The sequence below is a fragment of the Neisseria sp. HMSC070H10 genome (assembly GCF_001837635.1).
GTDB lineage: Bacteria > Pseudomonadota > Gammaproteobacteria > Burkholderiales > Neisseriaceae > Neisseria > Neisseria subflava_A.
This window is the reverse complement of sequence record NZ_KV833346.1, coordinates 25387-44906: the sequence shown is the minus strand read 5'-3', so window position 1 is coordinate 44906 and position 19520 is coordinate 25387. Positions and strand designations below refer to the sequence as shown.

Here is a 19520-nt window from a genome sequence, read left to right as displayed (position 1 = left end):
AGCTGAAAAACGTGAAGGGCATCGGTGATGCGGTGCTGAACAAGTTAAAGGCGGAGGCGACGGTTTCTTCTGCCGCGCCTAAGGCCGCACAGCCTGCCGTGAAAAAATAAGCCTGACGGACGTTTGTGCCGTATATGCCGCCCAGAGGCTGAACCGTTTGCCGGTTCGGGTTGATGGGCGGCTTTGTATGGGCAGTGGCAATGAAGACTTGGAGCAATGGGGGCTTTTATTGGGCAATAACTGAAAATACCGAATCCCTGTGCTTGGGTTTCAGCTGTGGAGTACCGAGGGTTATTTTGCAAAGGTATCAGGCCGTCTGAAAACTTGAAAGAATCTGAAAACTTGAAAGAAGCAGCCGTCTGTTAAATATGCGATAATGCGGAAGATTTCATGGGTGTGGTAGGAACATGGTTGTGATTGTCCGACGGGGATGATGTCGGGTAATGATGGAATCGGTTTGCTTGAAACGCCCGCCTATTGCGGGCTTTTTTATGGGAAGGAATGGTCATGCCTAATCCGCTTTATCGGCAACATATTATTTCAATTTCAGATTTGACGACAGAGCAGCTCGAATTGCTGCTTCAGACGGCCTTGAAGTTGAAAAAGCAGCCTCGTGAAGATTTGCTTGAAGGCAAATTGATTGGTTCGTGCTTTTTTGAACCGTCCACCCGTACTCGTTTGTCTTTTGAAACGGCGGTACAGCGTTTGGGTGGGAAAGTTATCGGTTTTTCCGATGGTGCAAATACCAGCGCGAAAAAGGGTGAAACGCTCGCAGATACTGCGAGGATTATTTCCAGCTATACGGATGCGATTATTCAGCGACACCCGAAAGACGGTGCGGCCCGTGTGGTGGCCGAGTTTTCGAGCGTACCTGTGATTAATGCCGGCGATGGTACCAACCAACATCCGAGCCAGACTCTTTTGGATTTGGTAACGATTTATGAAACACAAGGTAGTTTGAGCAATTTGAAGATTGCGATGGCCGGCGATTTGAAATATGGCCGTACGGTACATTCATTATGTCAGGCGCTGAAGCGTTGGGGTTGTGAGTTTGCATTTGTTTCCCCTCCCAGCTTGGCAATGCCGGACTATATCACTGAAGAGCTGGAAGAGGCCGGTTGCCCTTATCAAATTTTGTCCGGCTTGGAAGAAGCGGTCGAATGGGCGGATATTTTGTACATGACCCGCGTTCAGCGCGAACGTTTTGATGAGCAGGAATTTGCCAAAATCCAGGGTAAATTCAATCTTGATGCGTCAATGCTGGCAAATGCCAAACCCAATTTGCGCGTCTTGCATCCTTTACCGAGGGTAGATGAAATTCATCCGAATGTGGATAAAACACCTCATGCCTATTATTTTGAACAGGCAACCAACGGTGTGTATGCACGGATGGCAATTTTGTCTTTGGTATTGAACGAAGAAGTTTAAGGAGCGAAAGATGGAAAACTCAAAACTCAGCGTTGAAGCGATCGAACAAGGTACGGTGATTGACCATATTCCTGCCGGTAAAGGCTTGGCCATTTTAAGACAATTTAAGCTGCTGCATTATGGCAGCGCGGTTACGGTCGGTTTTAATTTGCCCAGCAAAACGCAGGGCAGCAAAGATATTATCAAAATCAGCGGTGTGTGGTTGGATGCCAATGCAGCCAACCGTTTGGCTTTATTTGCCCCTGAAGCAGTGGTAAACAAAATCGATCGGTTTAAGGTGGTTGAGAAACAGCATTTGTCATTGCCGGACGAGATTTCGGAAGTGTTCCGCTGCCCGAATACTAATTGTGCCAGTCATGGCGAGCCGGTCATCAGTCGCTTTTATGTCCGTTCACATAATGGTCAGACGCGTTTGAAATGCCATTATTGCGAAAAAACCTTCTCGCGTGATTCGGTTGCCGAAGCCTGATAAAAATCTCAGGCCGTCTGAAAATACGGCTATACGGTTTGAGTTGTCTGCTTGATACATTAGTTTCATAAAAAGCAAGATATTAAGCAAATTGCGTTAAAATTACGTTAAAATAATGCCTTCCGGGTTGATGACATTATTCGCCCGAAAGGCATTATTTTTTAATAACATGATACGAAATGTAGGAAAACTCATGCACTCATCCATACAAAGCCGGTTTGCCCCAATTTTATACGTTTTGATTTTCTTTGCCGGATTTTTAGCCGCACAAGTTTGGTTTAATCAGCAAGCCTATTTGACCAACCTTCCCCTTTTGGTCACTGCCATTTCTGCCGTTGCATTGGTTTGGTTGATTTGGGCTGTTGTCTCTGCGCAATCCAAAGCAAAAAGCAAAATGTTGCACCGTGAGCAGCTGATTCAAAAAGAGAGCATTCATCCTGTTTTGCATGCGACATTGCAACGTTCTGATGGACAAACGGATTTATTGGTTTTGGTTGTCCGCAATAGCGGTAAGGGCTTGGCGAAGAATGTGCATTTTGAAGTAGAGCCTTTGCCTGATCACTTGCCGAGCAAGCTGGTTGCCGATGCAGTTATGCAGTTGGAAATGTTTTCCGGCGGTGTAGATATGCTGGCATCGGGCGAATTGTATGGTAGCGTGTTTGCAAGTATGTTGGCGCTGGCTGCCGAATTGCCAGATCAGACATTTGGTGGCGTGTTGAAACTGAAGGCCACTTATGAAAATGCCTTTGGCGATCAATGCACTTCTGAAAGTGTCTTGGATTTGGGCATACTGAATTTCAATTTGTTAGAAATTAAATCCAGTGGCGAGCAAAAGCCCCGCAAGAAATTGTTGTATTGATATTCAAAATATGCAGGCCGTCTGAAACCGAAATACTTGGTTTCAGACGGCCTGTTGTTATTTTTCAAATGATTTTTGAAGAAAAAGAGGCGTATCGGGTATAATAATCAAAGAATTCGAAACGGATTGTCAGGATCGGCAAGCCGTCTCATCATTGTCGTATTTCAAAACCTTACTGATATTTTTTCAATAATCTGTTGCTATGTATCGGAACTTTTTCTGATGTTGGCACTGGCGAAATATTCCTTCAGCCATTTACTCTCAGGAAGCTGCTTATGTTAGTGTGTAATCCTTATGAAGTTGTGATCCATGGTACGACCAGCAAAGGCAAGATTTTCCGACCAAGCGACTGGGCGGAGCGCCTGTGCGGTATTTTGTCTTCCTTTACTAAAGACAACCGCCTTTCCTATTCGAATTGGGTGCGCCCTATTTTGGTGGATAATGTCCGTTGTGTAGCGGTCGATAAAAAGTTGGAAGAAGACAATCCGCAAATGTTCCGTTTCTTGATGGACTTTGCGGCGGATAATGATTTACGCGTGATTGACTGCAAAGCCTTGCTTAAAGAGCAAGAGAGCAAACAGCAGGGCGAAGTGCCGGTCGAGCGCGTTTTGTTGGCGCAGGCGATTGAAGAAAAACATGCCGCCGAGCGTGCGGAAACGGCCAATGCGCAGCCTGAGCCTCAAGCTGCCGCGCTAGTGGTCGGCGTATTGCGTGAAATTCCGCCGGAAGAAACTGCAACCGCTTTTGCGGCACTGAGTATTTTGCGTTCTTCTTTGACCGATATTCACCGTTTCGTCGAACAAATCAACGAGCATCAACGCAAAACCGGCTACCGTCTGCTGGGTATTTTTGAAGAAGGCAAACAAAATGCCGTAGCCGTATGCGGTTTCCATACTGCACATAACTTGGCCAGTGGTTACCATATCCATATTGATGATCTCGTAACCATGCCGCAATGCCGCCAAAAAGGTTATGCTTCACGCTTGTTGGAAGAAGTACGTAAAATCGGTGCGGAAACGGGTGCGACCAAAATCCATCTGAATGTCCATGTGAACCATGACCGAGCAGATGCTCATCGTCTCTACTTCAAAAACGGATTTGAAATTTGTGCGTACCATTTCCGTTGCGATCCGAAATAATTTTTGTGGAAAGAAGGAATCCAATGCTGAAGATTTTAACTGTGGTTGTTTTGACACTGAGCTTGGCGGCCTGCGCATCAGGCAGCGGAGGCAGCTCGCAAATGTTGAGATTAAGGCCGGTGTAGAAACCAGCCATCAACGTTGAGATATATAATGACAAGGCCGTCTGAAATAGGTTTTCCTGTTTCAGACGGCCTTTTTGCAGCTTGATTAGAGGGTCGTGGAGGTGTCGTCAGCGGCAACAGTCCGATGCAGGCGATACCAATTGTACAGGCGCAAGATGCACAAGAAAGCGATGATGGGCATGCAGGCTGCGGTAACCAGATAACGCGGGTTGCTGAAGTTTAAAACATTGCGACCGGAAAGCAGCGACAAAGCGGCATGCAACCATTCCCACAAAGACGAAATGCTGAATGCCAAAACAGCCAACAGGCCGAGGGTTCGGAAAATGCCGATGGGCAGAATTTGTTGGCGCAATACGGCGCGGTTGAGTTGGAACAAGACAATCAAGCCGAAGCCGATAATGCAGACCATGCCGCCGTTGGCGACGATTTGCAGGCTGTTGAAGGCAATGTCGGGCGTAACGGAAATGGTACCGGACTGGTTGGCGGCGGTTTGTTGCAAATTTAAGCCTTGCATGACATTGAGTACGAAACCGTAAATCAGGTCAGCCAAAACGATGCCGATGGGTAGCGGAGTCAAAAAACGTTTCATGGATCAGTTGAGTATTCTATTAGTATGAGGGAGGCCGTCTGAAAATTAAAAATGACGACGTGAGAGTGTATTGTATCCGATAGAAAAGTAGGTTAATGCAAAAATAAATTTAGTTTAAGTCAGAGAATGATGTAATTTTACGCCAACATTATTGCATTAAGAGTACAATCTTCTTCATTATCAAACGTGAAATCAACAGGAAAGGACGTTTACATGAGCCAATTGCAACGTGATTTAACCCGTATCAGCCACAATACCAAAATTGTCGCCACATTGGGTCCGGGCAGCAACAATGTACAATTGTTGGAAGACATGATCCGTGTCGGCGGCCTTAATGTCGTCCGTTTCAATTTCAGCCACGGTACTCCGGAGTTTCATGAAGAAAATGCCCGTATCGTACGCGAAGCCGCGAAACGTGCGGGTCAGGAAATCGCCATTCTTGCCGACTTGCAAGGGCCTAAAATCCGCGTGGGCAAAATTGCAGGCGGCAGCATCGAGCTGAATAAGGGTGAAACCTTGATTTTGGATGCCACACTTGAAGGCGAAGGCACACGTGAAGCGGTGGGTTTGGACTACCGTGATTTGCCGAATGACGTCGCTGCCGGCGATGTTTTGTGGCTGGACGACGGCCTGTTGACGTTGACCGTTGAAGCGGTTGAAGGAGGTAAGATTATTACAAGGGTAGAAAACAGCCATGTGCTGAAAAGTAACAAAGGTATCAATAAACGCGGCGGCGGCCTGTCTGCCGGTGCATTGACCGAGAAAGACTTCCGCGACCTGAAAACCGCGATTGCTATTGGTTGTGACTACCTCGCCATCAGCTTTGTAAAATCCGCCGAAGATTTGCACATTGCACGCGCCAAAGTCGAAGAAGAAATGAAAGGCAGTACAGCCGTACGCCCCGGGTTGGTTTCCAAAATTGAGCGCGTAGAAGCCATTGAAAATCTGGACGAAATCATCCTTGCCAGCGACGGTATTATGGTTGCCCGCGGCGACTTGGCAGTGGAAGTCGGCCATGCCGCCGTACCTGCCCTACAAAAACGCATGATCCGCCGCGCCCGTGAGTTGCGCCGCTTCAGTATTACGGCAACTCAAATGATGGAATCGATGATTACCAACCCCGTACCGACCCGCGCGGAAGTCAGCGACGTGGCCAACGCGGTATTGGACGGTACCGATGCGGTGATGTGTTCCGCCGAAACCGCCGTCGGCGCGTATCCGTTTGAAACCGTCAGCCAAATGGCGATTATTTGTGCGGCTGCGGAAAAAGAACAAGATTCGCTCAACGGCGTTGCCGAACAGGTCGAGTATCCCGAAGCCGTCAGCACCAACTTGGCGATTGCCGGCGGTGCGGTCAGCGTGGCGCGAGCAGTTCACGCCAAAGCCATCGTTGCCCTGACTGAAAGCGGTTCGACCGCCTTCGAAGTCAGCCGCCACAACATCACCCTGCCGATTTTTGCCCTGACGCCGAGTGTTTCAGCGCAACGCCGCATGGCGATGTACCGCGGTGTACGTCCGTTGATTTTGGCAACCAGTACCGATCACGATACCGCGCTGAACGAAGTGGAAGCCATGCTGGTAGAACACAAAATCCTCCAAAGCGGCGACCAATACATCATCACCAGCGGTTCGCAAATGCGCGAATCCGGTTCGACCAATACGCTGGAAGTGTTGCAGGTTAAATAATTGCAGTGATCCGATGATTGGAAAAGCAGGCTGTTTTAGCCTGCTTTTTTTGTGTAAAAAAAGAAAAGATTAGGCAAAAATAATGATGTAGTATAGAATTGAGTGCCTATACTAAATCAATAAAGGACGTTTCAGACGGCCTTTTTCTTTGTCCGCTACTTTCACGGTAAACCAAAATGATTCATTTCAATCTGAAAAAAACAGCATTTATTTTAAGCGCAGCACTGTTATCTACCGCCGTCCAAGCCTCCGGCTACCACTTCGGCACACAATCCGTTAACGCACAAGGCACGGCCAACGCCGCCGCCGCCGAAGCTGCCGATGCCTCAACCATTTTCTACAACCCGGCTGGTTTGAGCAAAATCGACAGCAGCCAAATTTCCGTCAACGCCAATATCGTTTTCCCAAGCATTCATTATGAGGCAGAATCTGCGAAACACTTCCGAACGGGTGCCGATGTCAGCGGCTCGACCAGCGGCAAAATTACCGAAACCACCGTTGCTCCGCACGTTTATGGCGCGTACAAAGCCAGCGACGATGTAACTTTGGGTTTGGGCGTGTACGTTCCTTTCGGATCGGCAACCGAATACGAAAAAGATTCCGTCTTGCGCCACAACATCAACAAACTGGGTTTGACCACCATCGCCATCGAGCCGGTAGTCGCGTGGAAACTGAATGAGCAGCACGCTGTTGGTGCCGGTTTGATTGCCCAATATTCCAAAGCCGAATTGCGTAAATACTCCGACTGGGATGCTTCCGGCGCCATCAGTCAGTTGGCCAGCGGCTTGGCTTCCCGTCAAGCAGGCCGTCCCGTTGCTGTCGATGCGACCGGCAAAGCTGACGGTCATGCCGATGTAAAAGGCCACGATTGGGGCTTCGGCTATCAACTGGCGTGGATGTGGGACATCAACGAGCGCGCACGCGTGGGTGTGAACTATCGTTCCAAAGTATCGCATACGCTGAAAGGCACTGCCGATTGGGAAGCTGACGGCGCATATGCAAAACGCGCTTGGGATTTGGGTGCAATGGCAGCACGCGGTTATGTGCCGAACGAAAAAGCCAGCGTAAAAATCGTCACGCCTGAGTCTTTGTCTGTTCACGGTATGTACCGCGCCACCGACAAAACCAACCTGTTCGGCGATGTGACTTGGACGCGCCACAGCCGCTTCAACAAAGCCGAGCTGGTGTTTGAAAACACCAAAAAAGTTGTCAACGGCCAATCTGACCGTACCGTCATCACGCCTAACTGGCGCAACACTTATAAAGTTGCATTCGGCGGCTCTTACCAAGTTACCGAACCATTGCAACTGCGTGCCGGTATCGCTTTCGACAAATCACCGGTTAAAAGCGCCGAAGACCGCATGAACAGCCTGCCTGACGGCAACCGTATCTGGTTCTCCGTCGGTGCCAAATATCAACTGGGTAAAAACCATGTTATCGATGCGGCGTATAGCCATATCCACATCAATGACACGGTTTACCGCACCGGCAAAGCCAGCGGCAACGACGTAGACAGCCGCGGTGCATCCTCTGCCCGCTTCAAAAATAAAGCGGACATCTTGGGCTTGCAATACACTTACAAATTCAAATAATCGGATTTGAGTTGTGGATAAAAAGGCCGTCTGAAGATTTCAGACGGCCTTTTTGTTGGCAGGAACAGATGGAGCAATCAACAGGTAAAAATAGTGTGTTGGGCTTTTCATATTTCTGCTTGGAATGGCAGAGCGGAAAAACGATAGAAAAGGGAATAGCCGATAAATAGCTGAAGACATGAGATATTGTTTGCGCTTTAAACAACGTGTTATAGATTTTATTTATTCTGATGGGCAGCAATCAAAAGGCCGTCTGAAAAACATGTTTTCAGACGGCCTTTATTTATCGAATCGCTGCTAAAAAAGCTCAATCAGCTGCGGACTTCCAGTTCGATTTCTCTTTCCTGTTCGTCTTCAGCCGGTTTGTCCATGGTTTTTTCATCGGCTATATTGTCCAAATCGCGGCCGGGTTCGGAGGCGGTATCGCCGATGGAAACGCTGTTCAGGCTTTCCAAAATAATGGCTGAGGCCAGATGGTCGGATGTGCGGTACACCATTGCCAAACCGATTTCTTCCGCCGGAATGGAAACCAATTCAACCGTATCTTTGTCTTTCGGCTTGCGAATCAGGTTGTTGGATAGATTGACACGGACTTGGCGGCCGCGTTTGTAGAGGCTGACCACAGTGCCTTTGTCCAAGCCGTCGAGTTCGCCTTTATCCAAAGTAATGGTTTGGAACTGGCCGGCTTCGCCCACGCCGTCGAAGATGGAAACGACTTTGGCCTGAATCGGACGGGCAGGGGCGTGTGGCATCACATTGAAGCTGTCGAGGCCTTCGGGCAGTTTCAGCAGATAGTTGTCTTTGCGGATTTCGGAAACGGCTTCTTCGATAACCAAAGGTTGCGCGGACTGGGTGCGCAGCTTCATGGCTTTGTTGACTTGGGTGTAATACTCGTTGCTTTTGAGTTTTTCGTCAGAAGCGCGGGTACGGTGTTCCAATGCGGAGTCGGTATAAGGCAGCGTGTTGGCGATGCCGCTGAACACGACTTCTTGGCCGAGGAATTTGCCGGTTTCCGGATCGGTAATGTTTTTATTGACGCGGTAGGTCAGGTAGCGGCCGGGTTCGGTCAGGCCGTATGCGTACACGCGGTTGCCTTGGGTGTAGAGGACGCGGTTGTCGGGGCCGGCAATCAGGCGCGGCGCGTTGGCGGTTTCTTCCGGAGCGATAATCTGCGGATGTTTCATGAACATGCGGTAGAGGTTGACGTTGACGGTCGGAATACCGTAGCCGGAAGTTTCGCGTACGCGCGGATGCAGTTTGATCACGGGAATGCCGTCTGAACGGGTTTGAGCGTGTTCAAAACCCAGTCGCGGCTGGCCGTTGACGTAGCGTAAAACCAACACCTGACCCGGATAGATTAGGTGCGGATTGCGGATGGCGTTGCGGTTGGCGCCCCAAAGGCGGTTCCATTGCCATGGGCTGTACAGATATTTACCGGAAATACTCCACAAGGTATCGCCGTTTTTAACGACGTAGCGTTGCGGCGCATTGGGGCGGATTTTTAAAGAAGCTGCCTGAGTGTGGGCAGAAATAGCCATGCCTGCTATGCAAAGCAGGGTTATAATACGTTGTTGCATAACCGTTCCCCTTGAAATCGATTCGGTTTGTCTTCAGATGATAAACAGAGAAGGCTGGAGTTTGCGAAACTGCCGCCCATTCATCAATACGATAACGAACGGCCTCCGTCGCGCTATCTTAACATTTTTCGGCGTTATTTTAGCATTAAATGTTGCTGTCATGACAGGAGATTGTGGCGGCGGAAACCGAATCTGTATGAAAATCACACATCAGTTTTATAAAACGAGAATATTATGGCTTTACTGAACATCCTCCAATACCCTGACGAGCGTTTGCACACGGTCGCCAAACCTGTTGAAAAAATCGACGAGCGCATCCAGACATTGGTTGCCGATATGTTTGAAACCATGTACGAAGCACGCGGTATCGGCTTGGCGGCCACTCAGGTCGACGTACACGAGCGCATTGTCGTGATGGATTTGACCGAAGACCGCAGCGAGCCGCGCGTGTTCATCAATCCCGTCATTGTCGAAAAAGACGGCGAGACGACTTACGAAGAAGGCTGTCTTTCCGTGCCGGGCATTTACGATACCGTGACCCGTGCCGAGCGCGTCAAAGTCGAGGCTTTGAACGAAAAAGGCGAGAAATTCACGCTGGAAGCAGACGGCCTGCTGGCAATCTGCGTGCAGCACGAATTGGACCACCTGATGGGCATCGTGTTTGTCGAACACTTGTCGCAGCTGAAACAAGGCCGAATCAAAACCAAACTGAAAAAACGTCAGAAACACACCATCTGACCTGCGCATCGCTTAAAGGCCGTCTGAAAAGACAAAACAGAAGGCAGACTTCGGTTTTCAATCTTTCAGACGGCCTTTTCAGCTGAAACAGTTTGCCCAACGCGCCCATTCAAACCATTTCCACAAGGACACAACATGAAAGTCATCTTTGCCGGTACGCCCGATTTTGCCGCCGCCGCCTTGAAAGCCATCGCCGCCGCAGGTTTTGAAATTCCGCTGGTGTTGACCCAGCCCGACCGCCCCAAAGGCCGCGGCATGCAGTTGACCGCATCGCCGGTCAAACAGGCTGCCTTGGAATTGGGTTTGACTGTGGCGCAGCCGGAAAAGTTGCGCAATAACGCCGAAGCCCTGCAAATGCTCAAAGATACGGGCGCGGATGTGATGGTGGTGGCCGCGTATGGTTTGATTTTGCCGCAGGATGTGTTGGATACGCCCAAACACGGCTGCCTCAATATCCACGCATCGCTGTTGCCCCGTTGGCGCGGCGCAGCACCGATTCAACGTGCGATTGAAGCCGGCGACGCCGAAACCGGCGTGTGCATCATGCAGATGGACATCGGCTTGGACACTGGCGATGTAGTCAGCGAACACCGCTACGCCATTCAACCTACGGATACCGCAAACGAAGTGCATGACGCGCTGATGGGTTTGGGTGCGAAAGCGATTGTTGCCGACTTGCAGCGTCTGCAGGCTGAAGGCCGTCTGAACTCGGTTAAGCAGCCTGAAGAAGGTGTTACCTACGCCCAAAAATTAAGCAAAGAAGAAGCGCGTATCGATTGGAATCAAAGCGCGCACATTATCGAACGCAAAATCCGCGCCTTTAACCCCGTACCTGCCGCATGGGTCGAGTATCAAGGCAAACCGATGAAAATCTGGCGAGCCGAAGTCGTGGCCAAACAGGGTAAGGCAGGCGAAGTATTGTCTTGCACTTCAGACGGCCTGCTGGTGGCGTGCGGTGAACACGCGCTGAACATTATTGAATTGCAGCCTTCCGGCAGCAAACGCATGAGCATACAGGCATTTGCGGCAGGCCGGACGATTGAAGTCGGAACGGTTTTGTAACAGGCTGGAAATCAACGTAGAGGAAAGAAAACAATGGCTGTTTTTGAAGTGGTCGAGGGCGATATTACCCGATTGGCAGTCGATGCGATTGTCAATGCCGCCAATTCATCGCTGTTGGGCGGTGGCGGCGTAGACGGTGCGATACACCGCGCCGCGGGCAAAGAGCTGCTGGACGAGTGCCGTACTTTGGGCGGTTGCCGCACAGGCGAAGCCAAAATAACCAAAGGCTATCGTTTGCCTGCGCGTTATGTCATCCATACGGTCGGGCCGGTATGGTTTGGCGGACAACAAAATGAAGAGGCAAAATTGGCACAATCCTACGCCAATTCCTTGCTGCTTGCCCAGAAACACAATCTCCACAGCATCGCCTTTCCGTGCATCAGCACTGGTGTGTACCGCTTCCCGGCCGAAGCCGCCGCGCGTATCGCTTTGGAGAGTTTGAAACAAACCCTGCCGCAATGTCCGGCAGTGGAAAAAATCATCTTTTGCTGTTTTTCCAAAACAGATGCCGAATATTATCGGGCATTGCTGGCAGCCGAACAGGCCGTCTGAAATCCTCCGAACACTTGAAATCAAATATGAATCAGAAAGCAAAAATATGAGTATGTCCCTCGCCCAAAAACTGGCCGCCGACAGCGTTGCCGCGGTTGCCGAAGGGCGCAATCTTCAGGATGTCTTGGCTGAAATCCGCGCAGCGCATCCGCAGCTGACGGCGCAGGAAAACGGCACGTTGCAGGATATTGCCTACGGTTGCCAACGTTATTTGGGCAGTTTGAAGCACATGCTTGGTCAGATGCTGAAGAAGCCGATTGACAATCCGCAGCTTGAAAGCCTGCTTTTGGCGGCGATGTACCAACTGCATTACACGCGCAATGCGCCTCATGCCGTGGTCAATGAGGCGGTGGAAAGTATTGCCAAAATCGGCCGCGGCCAGTTTCGCTCGTTTGCCAATGCGATTTTGCGCCGCTTTTTGCGTGAACGCGACAAACTCGCGGCTTCCTGCAAAAAAGACGATGTGGCGAAACACAACCTGCCGGTGTGGTGGGTGGCTTACTTGAGAAACCATTATCCAAAACATTGGCACAACATCACCACTGCGCTGCAATCGCATCCGCCGATGACTTTGCGCGTCAACCGCCGACACGGCAATGCCGAAAGCTATTTGGAAAAACTGGCTGCGGAAGGTATTCCGGCCAGGGCGTTGGACGAATACGCCGTGATGTTGGAAGAAGCCGTGCCGGTAAGCCGCCTGCCCGGTTTTTCAGACGGCCTGGTGTCGGTGCAGGATTTTGGTGCGCAACGTGCTGCCTATTTGTTGAACCCGAAAGACGGCGAACGTATTCTCGATGCCTGCGCGGCGCCGGGCGGTAAGACGGGCCATATCTTGGAACTGGCAGATTGTCATGTTACCGCTTTGGATATAGACGAAGGCCGTCTGAACAGGGTAAAGAGCAATCTTGACCGTTTAGGCTTTCAAACGGCCTCTTTGGCTTGTGCCGATGCGCAGGACTTGACAGCGTGGTATGATGGTAAGACCTTTGACGCTGTCTTGGCCGATGTGCCGTGTACCGCTTCGGGTGTGGCGCGCCGCAATCCCGACGTCAAATGGCTGCGCCGACCGACCGATGCCGTCAAAACCGCACGCCAACAGGAAGCATTATTAGACGCGCTGTGGCAGACCCTGACGAAAAACGGCAGGATGTTGCTGGCTACCTGCTCGGTCTTTGTCGAAGAAAACGACGGTCAGTTGCAAAAATTTCTTAACCGCCATGCCGATGCCGAGTTGATCGAGTCGCATGTGCTCTTACCGAACAAACATCAAGATGGCTTTTATTACGCGCTTATTAAAAAGCAGTAAAACGCTGATTGTACCGCTCTTGCTCGCCGTGTCGCTGAATGCGGCGGGCGAGGGCATCAGTGCGACCCGTGCCGAGGCAAAGCTGACTCATGCCGGACAGCTTTCCGTCAGCAGCCGTTTCCGCACCGACCTGCCCGACCAGCTTAAAGAAGCACTCAAACAGGGCGTCCCCCTACATTTCAATTTGAGTTGGCAGCTGTCAGCGCCGTCCATGTCGTCTTATAAATTCAAGTTCGACCAGCTGCTCAACAACGACAGCACGATTCAATATAAATTGTCCTTCCATCCGCTGACCAACCGCTATCGCGTTACCGTCGGTACGTTTTCTACCGAGTACGACACGCTTGAGACAGCTTTGCGCGCAGTGGGCGCGGTCGCGAATTGGAAGGTTTTGTCCAAGGGCGCGCTGAGTGATGTGGCCGCCAAAGACACGAAGGCTGAAATCCGCCTGCTGCTGACAACCGCCAAGCTGCCCAAACCGTTCCAAATCAATGCCCTGACGTCTAAAAACTGGCATTTGGATTCGGGTTGGAAATCCTTGTCGGTCGTGCAGGAGTAAACCATGCGCCGCTTTCTTCTGATTGCCGCCGTATTCGCCGTAGTTTTGTTGTACGGTCTGACTGTTGCAACGGGCAGCAGCAACGTGTTGTCCGATTATTTCTGGTGGATTGTCGCCTTGTGCGGCTTGCTGTTGCTGGTGTTGGCAGCGGTGTTGGTGCGCTATGTCGTGCTTTTGATGCGCGACAACAGCAAAAGCGTGTTCGGTTCGCAGATTGCGCGTCGGCTGTCGGGGATGTTTACCTTGGTTGCCGTATTGCCGGGCGTGTTTTTGTTCGGTATTTCCGCCCAGTTTATTAATGGTACGATTAATTCTTGGTTTGGCAACGATACCCATGAGGCTCTAGAGCGCAGCTTAAACTTGAGCAAATCCGCGCTGAACTTGGCGGTGGACAACGCTGTCAGCAACGCCACGCCGGTGCAAATCGACTTAATCAGCGCCGCTTCGCTGGACGGCAATTTGGGGCAAACGCTGACCCAATCCGCACTTACTGCCGACTTTGCCCAGCTGGCGCTTTATAACGCGACCACCCATAAAGCCGAGAAAAGCATCAATCCCTTGAAACTAAATCAACCCGAGCTTAACAAAGAAGGATGGGAGCAGCTGGAGCAGACCGGCTCGGTACGCAGCTTGGAAAACATCGGCGGCGTGCTGTATGCTCAAGGTTGGATGCTGATCGGTACGCATAAAAATCAGGATTATGCGTTGTTTTTCCGTCAGCCGATTCCGAAAGATGTTGCCCAAGATGCGACGCTGATTGAAGCGGCCCGCGCCAAATACGCCGAGCTGAGTTATACCAAAAAAGGCCTGCAAACCTTTTTCCTGTCCACGCTGTTGGTCGCGACATTGTTGGCCATCTTTTTGGCGCTGGTGATGGCTTTGTATTTTGCCCGCCGTTTTGTGGCGCCGGTGTTGTCGTTGGCAGAGGGCGCGCGGGCGGTGGCTCAGGGCGACTTCAGCCAGACCCGGCCGGTATTCCGCAATGACGAGTTCGGCCGTTTGACCCAATTGTTCAACCACATGACCGAGCAATTATCGATTGCCAAAGAGGCGGACGAGCGCAACCGTTTGCGTGAAGAAGCCGCCCGCCATTATTTGGAATGCGTGTTGGAAAGTTTGACCACAGGCGTGATTGCTTTGGATGCCAATGGCCGTCTGAAAACCTTTAACAAGGCTGCCGAACAGATTTTGGGCGTTTCGCTGGTGTCTTTGTGGGGCAGCAACTGGCATCAATGGCACGGCAAATCGCCGCAGCAAACCCTGTTGGCCGATGTGTTTGCCGCCATTAATGAAACCGCCGACAGCGACAAACCCGTCCAAGTCGAATATGCCGCGCCCGACGATGCCCGAATCTTATTGGGCAAAGCTACCATCCTGCCGGAGGATAACGATAACGGCGTGGTGATGGTGATTGATGACATTACCGTCTTAATGCGGGCGCAAAAAGAGGCCGCATGGGGTGAAGTGGCGAAACGTTTGGCGCACGAAATCCGCAATCCGCTCACGCCTATCCAGCTTTCCGCCGAGAGATTGGCATGGAAATTGCATGATAAACTTGATGAACAAGACGCCCAAATCCTCAGCCGTTCAACCGATACTATCGTCAAACAGGTTGCCGCGTTGAAAGAAATGGTCGAAGCGTTCCGCAACTATGCACGTGCGCCGTCGCTGAATTTAGAAAAACAAGATTTAAACGGTTTGGTGTCGGAAGTATTGGTATTATATGAGGCCGACGCGTGCAAGTTTAATGCACGGCTCAGCGCCGATGCCCTGCCGATTGTTGCCGATACGACGACGATGCGCCAAGTGTTGCATAACCTATTTAAGAATGCCGCAGAAGCGGCAGAGTCGGACGAAGCGCCTCAAGTAAACGTCGAAACAGGGCGCGAAGGCGGACAGGTTTTCCTGACCGTCTGCAACAACGGTAAAAGTTTCAGCAAAGAAATGCTGCACAATGCTTTTGAGCCGTACGTTACCGACAAACCGACAGGAACGGGGCTGGGTTTGCCCGTTGTGAAAAAAATTATCGAGGAGCATGGCGGCCGTATCAGCCTGAGCAATCAGAACAGCGGCGGCGCGTGTGTCAAAATAGCTTTACCGGAAATGGCAGAAACTTATGCGAAGCAGTGATATTTTGATTGTAGATGATGAAGTAGGCATCCGCGACCTGCTCTCCGAAATCCTTCAAGATGAAGGCTATACCGTCACTTTGGCTGAAAATGCCGAAGAAGCGCGCCAATTGCGTTATCAAACGCGTCCGGCCATGGTGTTGCTGGACATTTGGATGCCCGATTGCGACGGCATCACTTTGTTGAAAGAGTGGGCGAAAAACGGCCAACTCAATATGCCTGTGGTGATGATGAGCGGCCATGCCAGCATCGACACCGCGGTTGAGGCCACCAAAATCGGCGCGCTCGATTTTCTGGAAAAACCGATTGCCCTGCAAAAACTCTTGTCCGCAGTAGAACGCGCCTTGAAACATGGCGAAGTTCAGACGGCCTCCGGCATGACTTTGGATAAACTGGGCAACAGCCCCGTTATTCAAGAAATGAACGGCAGTATTGAAGCGGCCGCCAAACACAACCGCCCGCTGTTGTTGGCCGGTGAGGCTGGCTCGCCGTTTGAGATTGTCGCCCGCTATCTGCATAAAAGCGGTACGCCTTGGGTGGCAACCGACCGTGTCGAACACATTGTCGATACGCCGTTGGAGTTGTTGCAAAAAGCATCGGGCGGTATTTTGTATGTCGGCGATATTGCCCGTTACAGCAAAAATATCCAAAACGGCATTGCTTTCTTGCTTGAAAAAGCCGACCGCTACAATGTCCGTGTGATTGCTTCATGCGGCTTTAAACGCGGTGAGAGCGCTGATGACGTTGTTGCCGGCCGACTGGCGGAGCTGTTGAAAGAGTGCATCAATGTTCCTTCTTTGCGCAGCCAACCGGACGATATCGTCTTTTTAATCAACCGCATCATGACCGATTTGGCCGAAAGTCAAAAAATCCAGCCGGTAAAATTCAGCGATAGCGCGTTGGTGGTTTTGCGCCAATACGATTGGCCGGGCAATTACGACCAGCTTGCCGAAACAGTGAAAAACATCATGTTGGAATCGGACGGCAAAGAAGTGGACGATCAGGCTGTTGCCGTGGCTTTGGGTCAGAAGGAAAACGCGACGGCGACAGAAATCATCGGTGGCTTCAATTTCAATATGCCTTTGCGCGAATTGAGGGAAGAAGTCGAGCGCCGCTACTTTGAGTACCACATCGCCCAAGAAGGCCAAAATATGAGCCGCGTGGCGCAAAAGGTCGGTTTGGAGCGTACACACCTTTACCGCAAACTCAAACAACTCGGTATCAGCGTATCGCGCCGCAGCGCCGACAAATCCGAAGAATAAGCGCAATATCGGTTCAAACACAAAAGAGGCCGTCTGAAAGCCATCAGGTTTTTCAGACGGCATCGTCATTTGACGGTTTGCTTAGACAAGCAATACTTTATAAAAACAATGATATGGCTTGGCATTGTTATTTTGCCTTTTAAGCCGAAAGAATACGAAAGTCGGCAAAACTGCTCAGATTACAACTGAGTCGGAAAAACACTATACATTGATTATGTCTGAATCAATGCACCAAGAATTGAAAAAATATTGTGCTCAACATGGTATTTCTTTGAAAGATTTTGTCATTCAGGCGATTCAAAATGAAATGCAGCAGTAATGGCTAAAACATAAAGATATAAATATGCTTTAATGTAAAGATGTACTTTTGAAAAGGAGTTATCCAATGTTAGGACATTTTGATTATGAAGTAGCTTTAGAGATTTTAGGCCAAAGTCAGCAGTCTTTAGTTCAGGCTCGCTATGATGAATACAATAAAGAAAACCCAAATCCGGAGCTTTTGAAATTTCTACGTAGCCGTATGGCCGTTGTAGATGAGCTAATGGATAACTTAAAACCTGATGATGAATATCTGATTAATCGTATATTGGATAAAAATGATGTTCTGAGAAAGTTACTGTGATGGGTAACTAAAGCTTTATATTAATAAAATATTCAGACGGCCTTTATTTACTTCGGGCCGTCTGAAAAAACATTACGAAAAGGGAACAGATTGATGACGGAAAACGAGCGTTTTGCTTGGTTGCAACTGGCATTTACGCCCTATATCGGCGCAGAAAGTTTTTTGGTGTTGTTGCAGCAATTCGGTAGCGCACAAGCAGCCTTGAATGCGCCGGCAGACAAAATTGCCGCGTTGGTGCGCCATAAACAGGCGGCCGAGTCGTGGCGCAATGCGGATAAACGGGCTTTGGCGCAGCGGTCTGCCGAAGCTGCTTTAAAATGGGAAATGCAGGACGGTTGCCGTTTGTTGCTGCTGCAAGATGATGATTTCCCCGAAATGCTGACACAAGGCATTACCGCGCCACCGGTCTTGTTCTTACGCGGCAATGCAGAGCTGCTGCACACACCTTCTGCCGCGATTGTCGGCAGCCGCCATGCCACGCCGCAGGCAATGCGGATTGCCAAAGATTTCGGCAGGGCGTTGAGCGAAAAAGGCATTCCCGTCGTATCGGGTATGGCTTCGGGTATCGATACCGCCGCCCATCAGGGCGCATTGCAGGCAAATGGCGGTACCATTGCCGTCTGGGGAACCGGTATAGACCGCATTTATCCGCCGTCCAATAAAAACCTTGCTTATGAAATTGCCGAAAGGGGATTGATTGTCAGCGAGTTCCCTTTGGACACGCGTCCGTTTGCAGGCAATTTTCCGCGTCGCAACCGTCTGATTGCCGCATTATCGCAGCTGACATTGGTGGTTGAAGCGGCATTGGAATCCGGCTCATTGATTACCGCCAAGTTGGCGGCGGAGATGGGGCGCGAAGTGATGGCGGTGCCCGGTTCGATAGACAATCCGCATAGCAAAGGCTGTCACAAGCTGATTAAAGACGGGGCAAAACTGGTTGAATGTCTGGACGATATTCTCCATGAGTGTCCGCAGCTATTGCAAAATACGCCTGTTCCATCATATTCTATAAATAAGACGGTCAAACCGAAAAACGATCAAACTCAACGGCTGCAACCAAAAATAATAGCGGATGAACCGCAAAGGCCGTCTGAAAACCCACCTGCCGACCCATCGACAAGCGCTTTATTGGAAGCAATGGGTTACGACCCGATACATCCCGATATTTTGGCGCAACAAACCAATACGGCAGCGGCAGACGTGTACGCACAGCTTTTGGAATACGAACTTGACGGTATCGTTGCCGCCTTGCCGGGCGGCCGTTATCAGCGTGTCAAAGCATAAATTATCTATATTTAAGGAACCAGCATGACCGAAGTCATTGCCTATTTAATCGAACACTTCCAAGATTTCGACAATTGTCCGCCTCCGGAGGATTTGGGTCGCCTCTTGGAAGATGCGGGTTTTGATGCTACGGAAATCGGCAATACATTGATGATGATGGAAGTCTTGTTCAATACGTCCGAATTCTATGCCGAGCCGTTTAACAGCGACTCACTGCGCGTATTCTGCCGTGAAGAAGCTGAAAATCTGCCGCAGGAAGTCATGGGCTTGATGCAATATTTGGTTACCGAACACGCAATTACTTATGAGCAACGCGAAATCGTCATTCACGCCCTGATGCATATTCCATCGGACGAAATTACCCTCGATACCGCCAAAGTGTTGGTATTGCTGGTGTTGTGGATGCACAAGAGCGAGCTACCCGTCCTGATTGGCGACGACTTGATGAGTGCGTTGACCGGACAAAACGTGATGCACTAAACCTTTTTTCAGACGGCCTGAATAAAATGAGGCCGTCTGAAACATAAATCCAATACATCCAA

At 50.3% G+C, this 19520-nt stretch carries 19 protein-coding genes; 17 read left to right on the top strand and 2 right to left on the bottom strand.

All coding sequences use genetic code 11. The annotated features are described in order from the left end of the window. Window positions 1-507 precede the first annotated feature (507 nt). From pyrB to HMPREF2606_RS00275, 4 genes are all read left to right on the top strand, one after another. Window positions 508-1428 (top strand): aspartate carbamoyltransferase, encoded by a 921-nt coding sequence (gene pyrB / locus HMPREF2606_RS00290; protein ID WP_070583264.1) that lies wholly within the window; start codon window positions 508-510, stop codon window positions 1426-1428. Window positions 1429-1438: 10 nt separating this feature from the next. Continuing rightward, window positions 1439-1897, top strand: a complete 459-nt coding sequence (gene pyrI / locus HMPREF2606_RS00285) for an aspartate carbamoyltransferase regulatory subunit (RefSeq protein ID WP_004520167.1) — start codon at window positions 1439-1441, stop codon at window positions 1895-1897. A 193-nt stretch (window positions 1898-2090) separates the two neighbouring features. Next, window positions 2091-2756, top strand: coding sequence for a hypothetical protein (locus HMPREF2606_RS00280; RefSeq protein WP_070583266.1), 666 nt, complete (start codon window positions 2091-2093; stop codon window positions 2754-2756). Window positions 2757-3031: 275 nt separating this feature from the next. Continuing rightward, window positions 3032-3895: a GNAT family N-acetyltransferase gene (locus HMPREF2606_RS00275; protein ID WP_070583268.1), complete on the top strand. Its 864-nt coding sequence runs from the start codon at window positions 3032-3034 to the stop codon at window positions 3893-3895. A 210-nt stretch (window positions 3896-4105) separates the two neighbouring features. Here HMPREF2606_RS00275 and HMPREF2606_RS00270 read toward each other — a convergent pair whose 3' ends face one another. Next, window positions 4106-4609 carry a hypothetical protein gene (locus HMPREF2606_RS00270; RefSeq protein ID WP_070583270.1) on the bottom strand — a complete coding sequence of 168 codons (504 nt, stop codon included), beginning with the start codon at window positions 4607-4609 and terminating at the stop codon, window positions 4106-4108. Between the two features lie 213 nt (window positions 4610-4822). On the opposite strand from HMPREF2606_RS00270, the gene pyk reads away from it, so the two are divergent. Together pyk and HMPREF2606_RS00260 are read left to right on the top strand one after the other, a co-directional pair. Beyond that, window positions 4823-6295 carry a pyruvate kinase gene (gene pyk / locus HMPREF2606_RS00265; RefSeq protein ID WP_070843106.1) on the top strand — a complete coding sequence of 491 codons (1473 nt, stop codon included), beginning with the start codon at window positions 4823-4825 and terminating at the stop codon, window positions 6293-6295. Between the two features lie 176 nt (window positions 6296-6471). Then, on the top strand, window positions 6472-7887 hold the full coding sequence (locus HMPREF2606_RS00260) for an OmpP1/FadL family transporter (protein ID WP_070583274.1): 1416 nt from the start codon (window positions 6472-6474) through the stop codon (window positions 7885-7887). Between the two features lie 311 nt (window positions 7888-8198). Here the strand turns inward: HMPREF2606_RS00260 and HMPREF2606_RS00255 are convergent, their stop codons facing one another. After that, window positions 8199-9464, bottom strand: a complete 1266-nt coding sequence (locus tag HMPREF2606_RS00255) for a LysM peptidoglycan-binding domain-containing protein (RefSeq protein ID WP_070711726.1) — start codon at window positions 9462-9464, stop codon at window positions 8199-8201. 234 nt (window positions 9465-9698) lie between these two features. Between HMPREF2606_RS00255 and def the strand changes: the two genes are divergently transcribed. From def to HMPREF2606_RS00205, 11 genes are all read left to right on the top strand, one after another. After that, window positions 9699-10202: a peptide deformylase gene (def, locus tag HMPREF2606_RS00250; RefSeq protein WP_003678675.1), complete on the top strand. Its 504-nt coding sequence runs from the start codon at window positions 9699-9701 to the stop codon at window positions 10200-10202. A gap of 135 nt (window positions 10203-10337) precedes the next feature. Further along, the gene (fmt, locus tag HMPREF2606_RS00245) at window positions 10338-11264 is read left to right on the top strand and encodes a methionyl-tRNA formyltransferase (protein ID WP_070711729.1); all 927 of its coding nucleotides are present in this window, start codon (window positions 10338-10340) and stop codon (window positions 11262-11264) included. Window positions 11265-11297: 33 nt separating this feature from the next. Next, on the top strand, window positions 11298-11816 hold the full coding sequence (locus HMPREF2606_RS00240; protein WP_070843105.1) for an O-acetyl-ADP-ribose deacetylase: 519 nt from the start codon (window positions 11298-11300) through the stop codon (window positions 11814-11816). Window positions 11817-11862: 46 nt separating this feature from the next. After that, on the top strand, window positions 11863-13122 hold the full coding sequence (gene rsmB / locus HMPREF2606_RS00235) for a 16S rRNA (cytosine(967)-C(5))-methyltransferase RsmB (protein WP_070843104.1): 1260 nt from the start codon (window positions 11863-11865) through the stop codon (window positions 13120-13122). Then, window positions 13088-13681: a DUF4390 domain-containing protein gene (locus HMPREF2606_RS00230; RefSeq protein WP_004520180.1), complete on the top strand. Its 594-nt coding sequence runs from the start codon at window positions 13088-13090 to the stop codon at window positions 13679-13681. Before rsmB ends, HMPREF2606_RS00230 begins: the two co-directional genes overlap by 35 nt. A 3-nt stretch (window positions 13682-13684) precedes the next feature. Next, window positions 13685-15811 carry a sensor histidine kinase gene (locus HMPREF2606_RS00225; RefSeq protein WP_070843103.1) on the top strand — a complete coding sequence of 709 codons (2127 nt, stop codon included), beginning with the start codon at window positions 13685-13687 and terminating at the stop codon, window positions 15809-15811. After that, window positions 15798-17072 carry a sigma-54-dependent transcriptional regulator gene (locus HMPREF2606_RS00220; RefSeq protein WP_049331243.1) on the top strand — a complete coding sequence of 425 codons (1275 nt, stop codon included), beginning with the start codon at window positions 15798-15800 and terminating at the stop codon, window positions 17070-17072. Before HMPREF2606_RS00225 ends, HMPREF2606_RS00220 begins: the two co-directional genes overlap by 14 nt. Window positions 17073-17190: 118 nt before the next feature. Beyond that, a complete protein-coding gene (locus tag HMPREF2606_RS10850; RefSeq protein ID WP_141756533.1) occupies window positions 17191-17391 on the top strand; it encodes a hypothetical protein in 201 nt (66 codons plus the stop codon). A 66-nt stretch (window positions 17392-17457) separates the two neighbouring features. Continuing rightward, a complete protein-coding gene (locus HMPREF2606_RS00215; RefSeq protein ID WP_070461203.1) occupies window positions 17458-17694 on the top strand; it encodes a hypothetical protein in 237 nt (78 codons plus the stop codon). Window positions 17695-17787: 93 nt separating this feature from the next. Then, the gene (gene dprA / locus HMPREF2606_RS00210) at window positions 17788-18978 is read left to right on the top strand and encodes a DNA-processing protein DprA (protein WP_070711744.1); all 1191 of its coding nucleotides are present in this window, start codon (window positions 17788-17790) and stop codon (window positions 18976-18978) included. 24 nt (window positions 18979-19002) lie between these two features. After that, complete coding sequence (locus HMPREF2606_RS00205; RefSeq protein WP_003679497.1) at window positions 19003-19458, top strand: Smg family protein; 456 nt, start codon at window positions 19003-19005, stop codon at window positions 19456-19458. Window positions 19459-19520 lie beyond the last annotated feature (62 nt).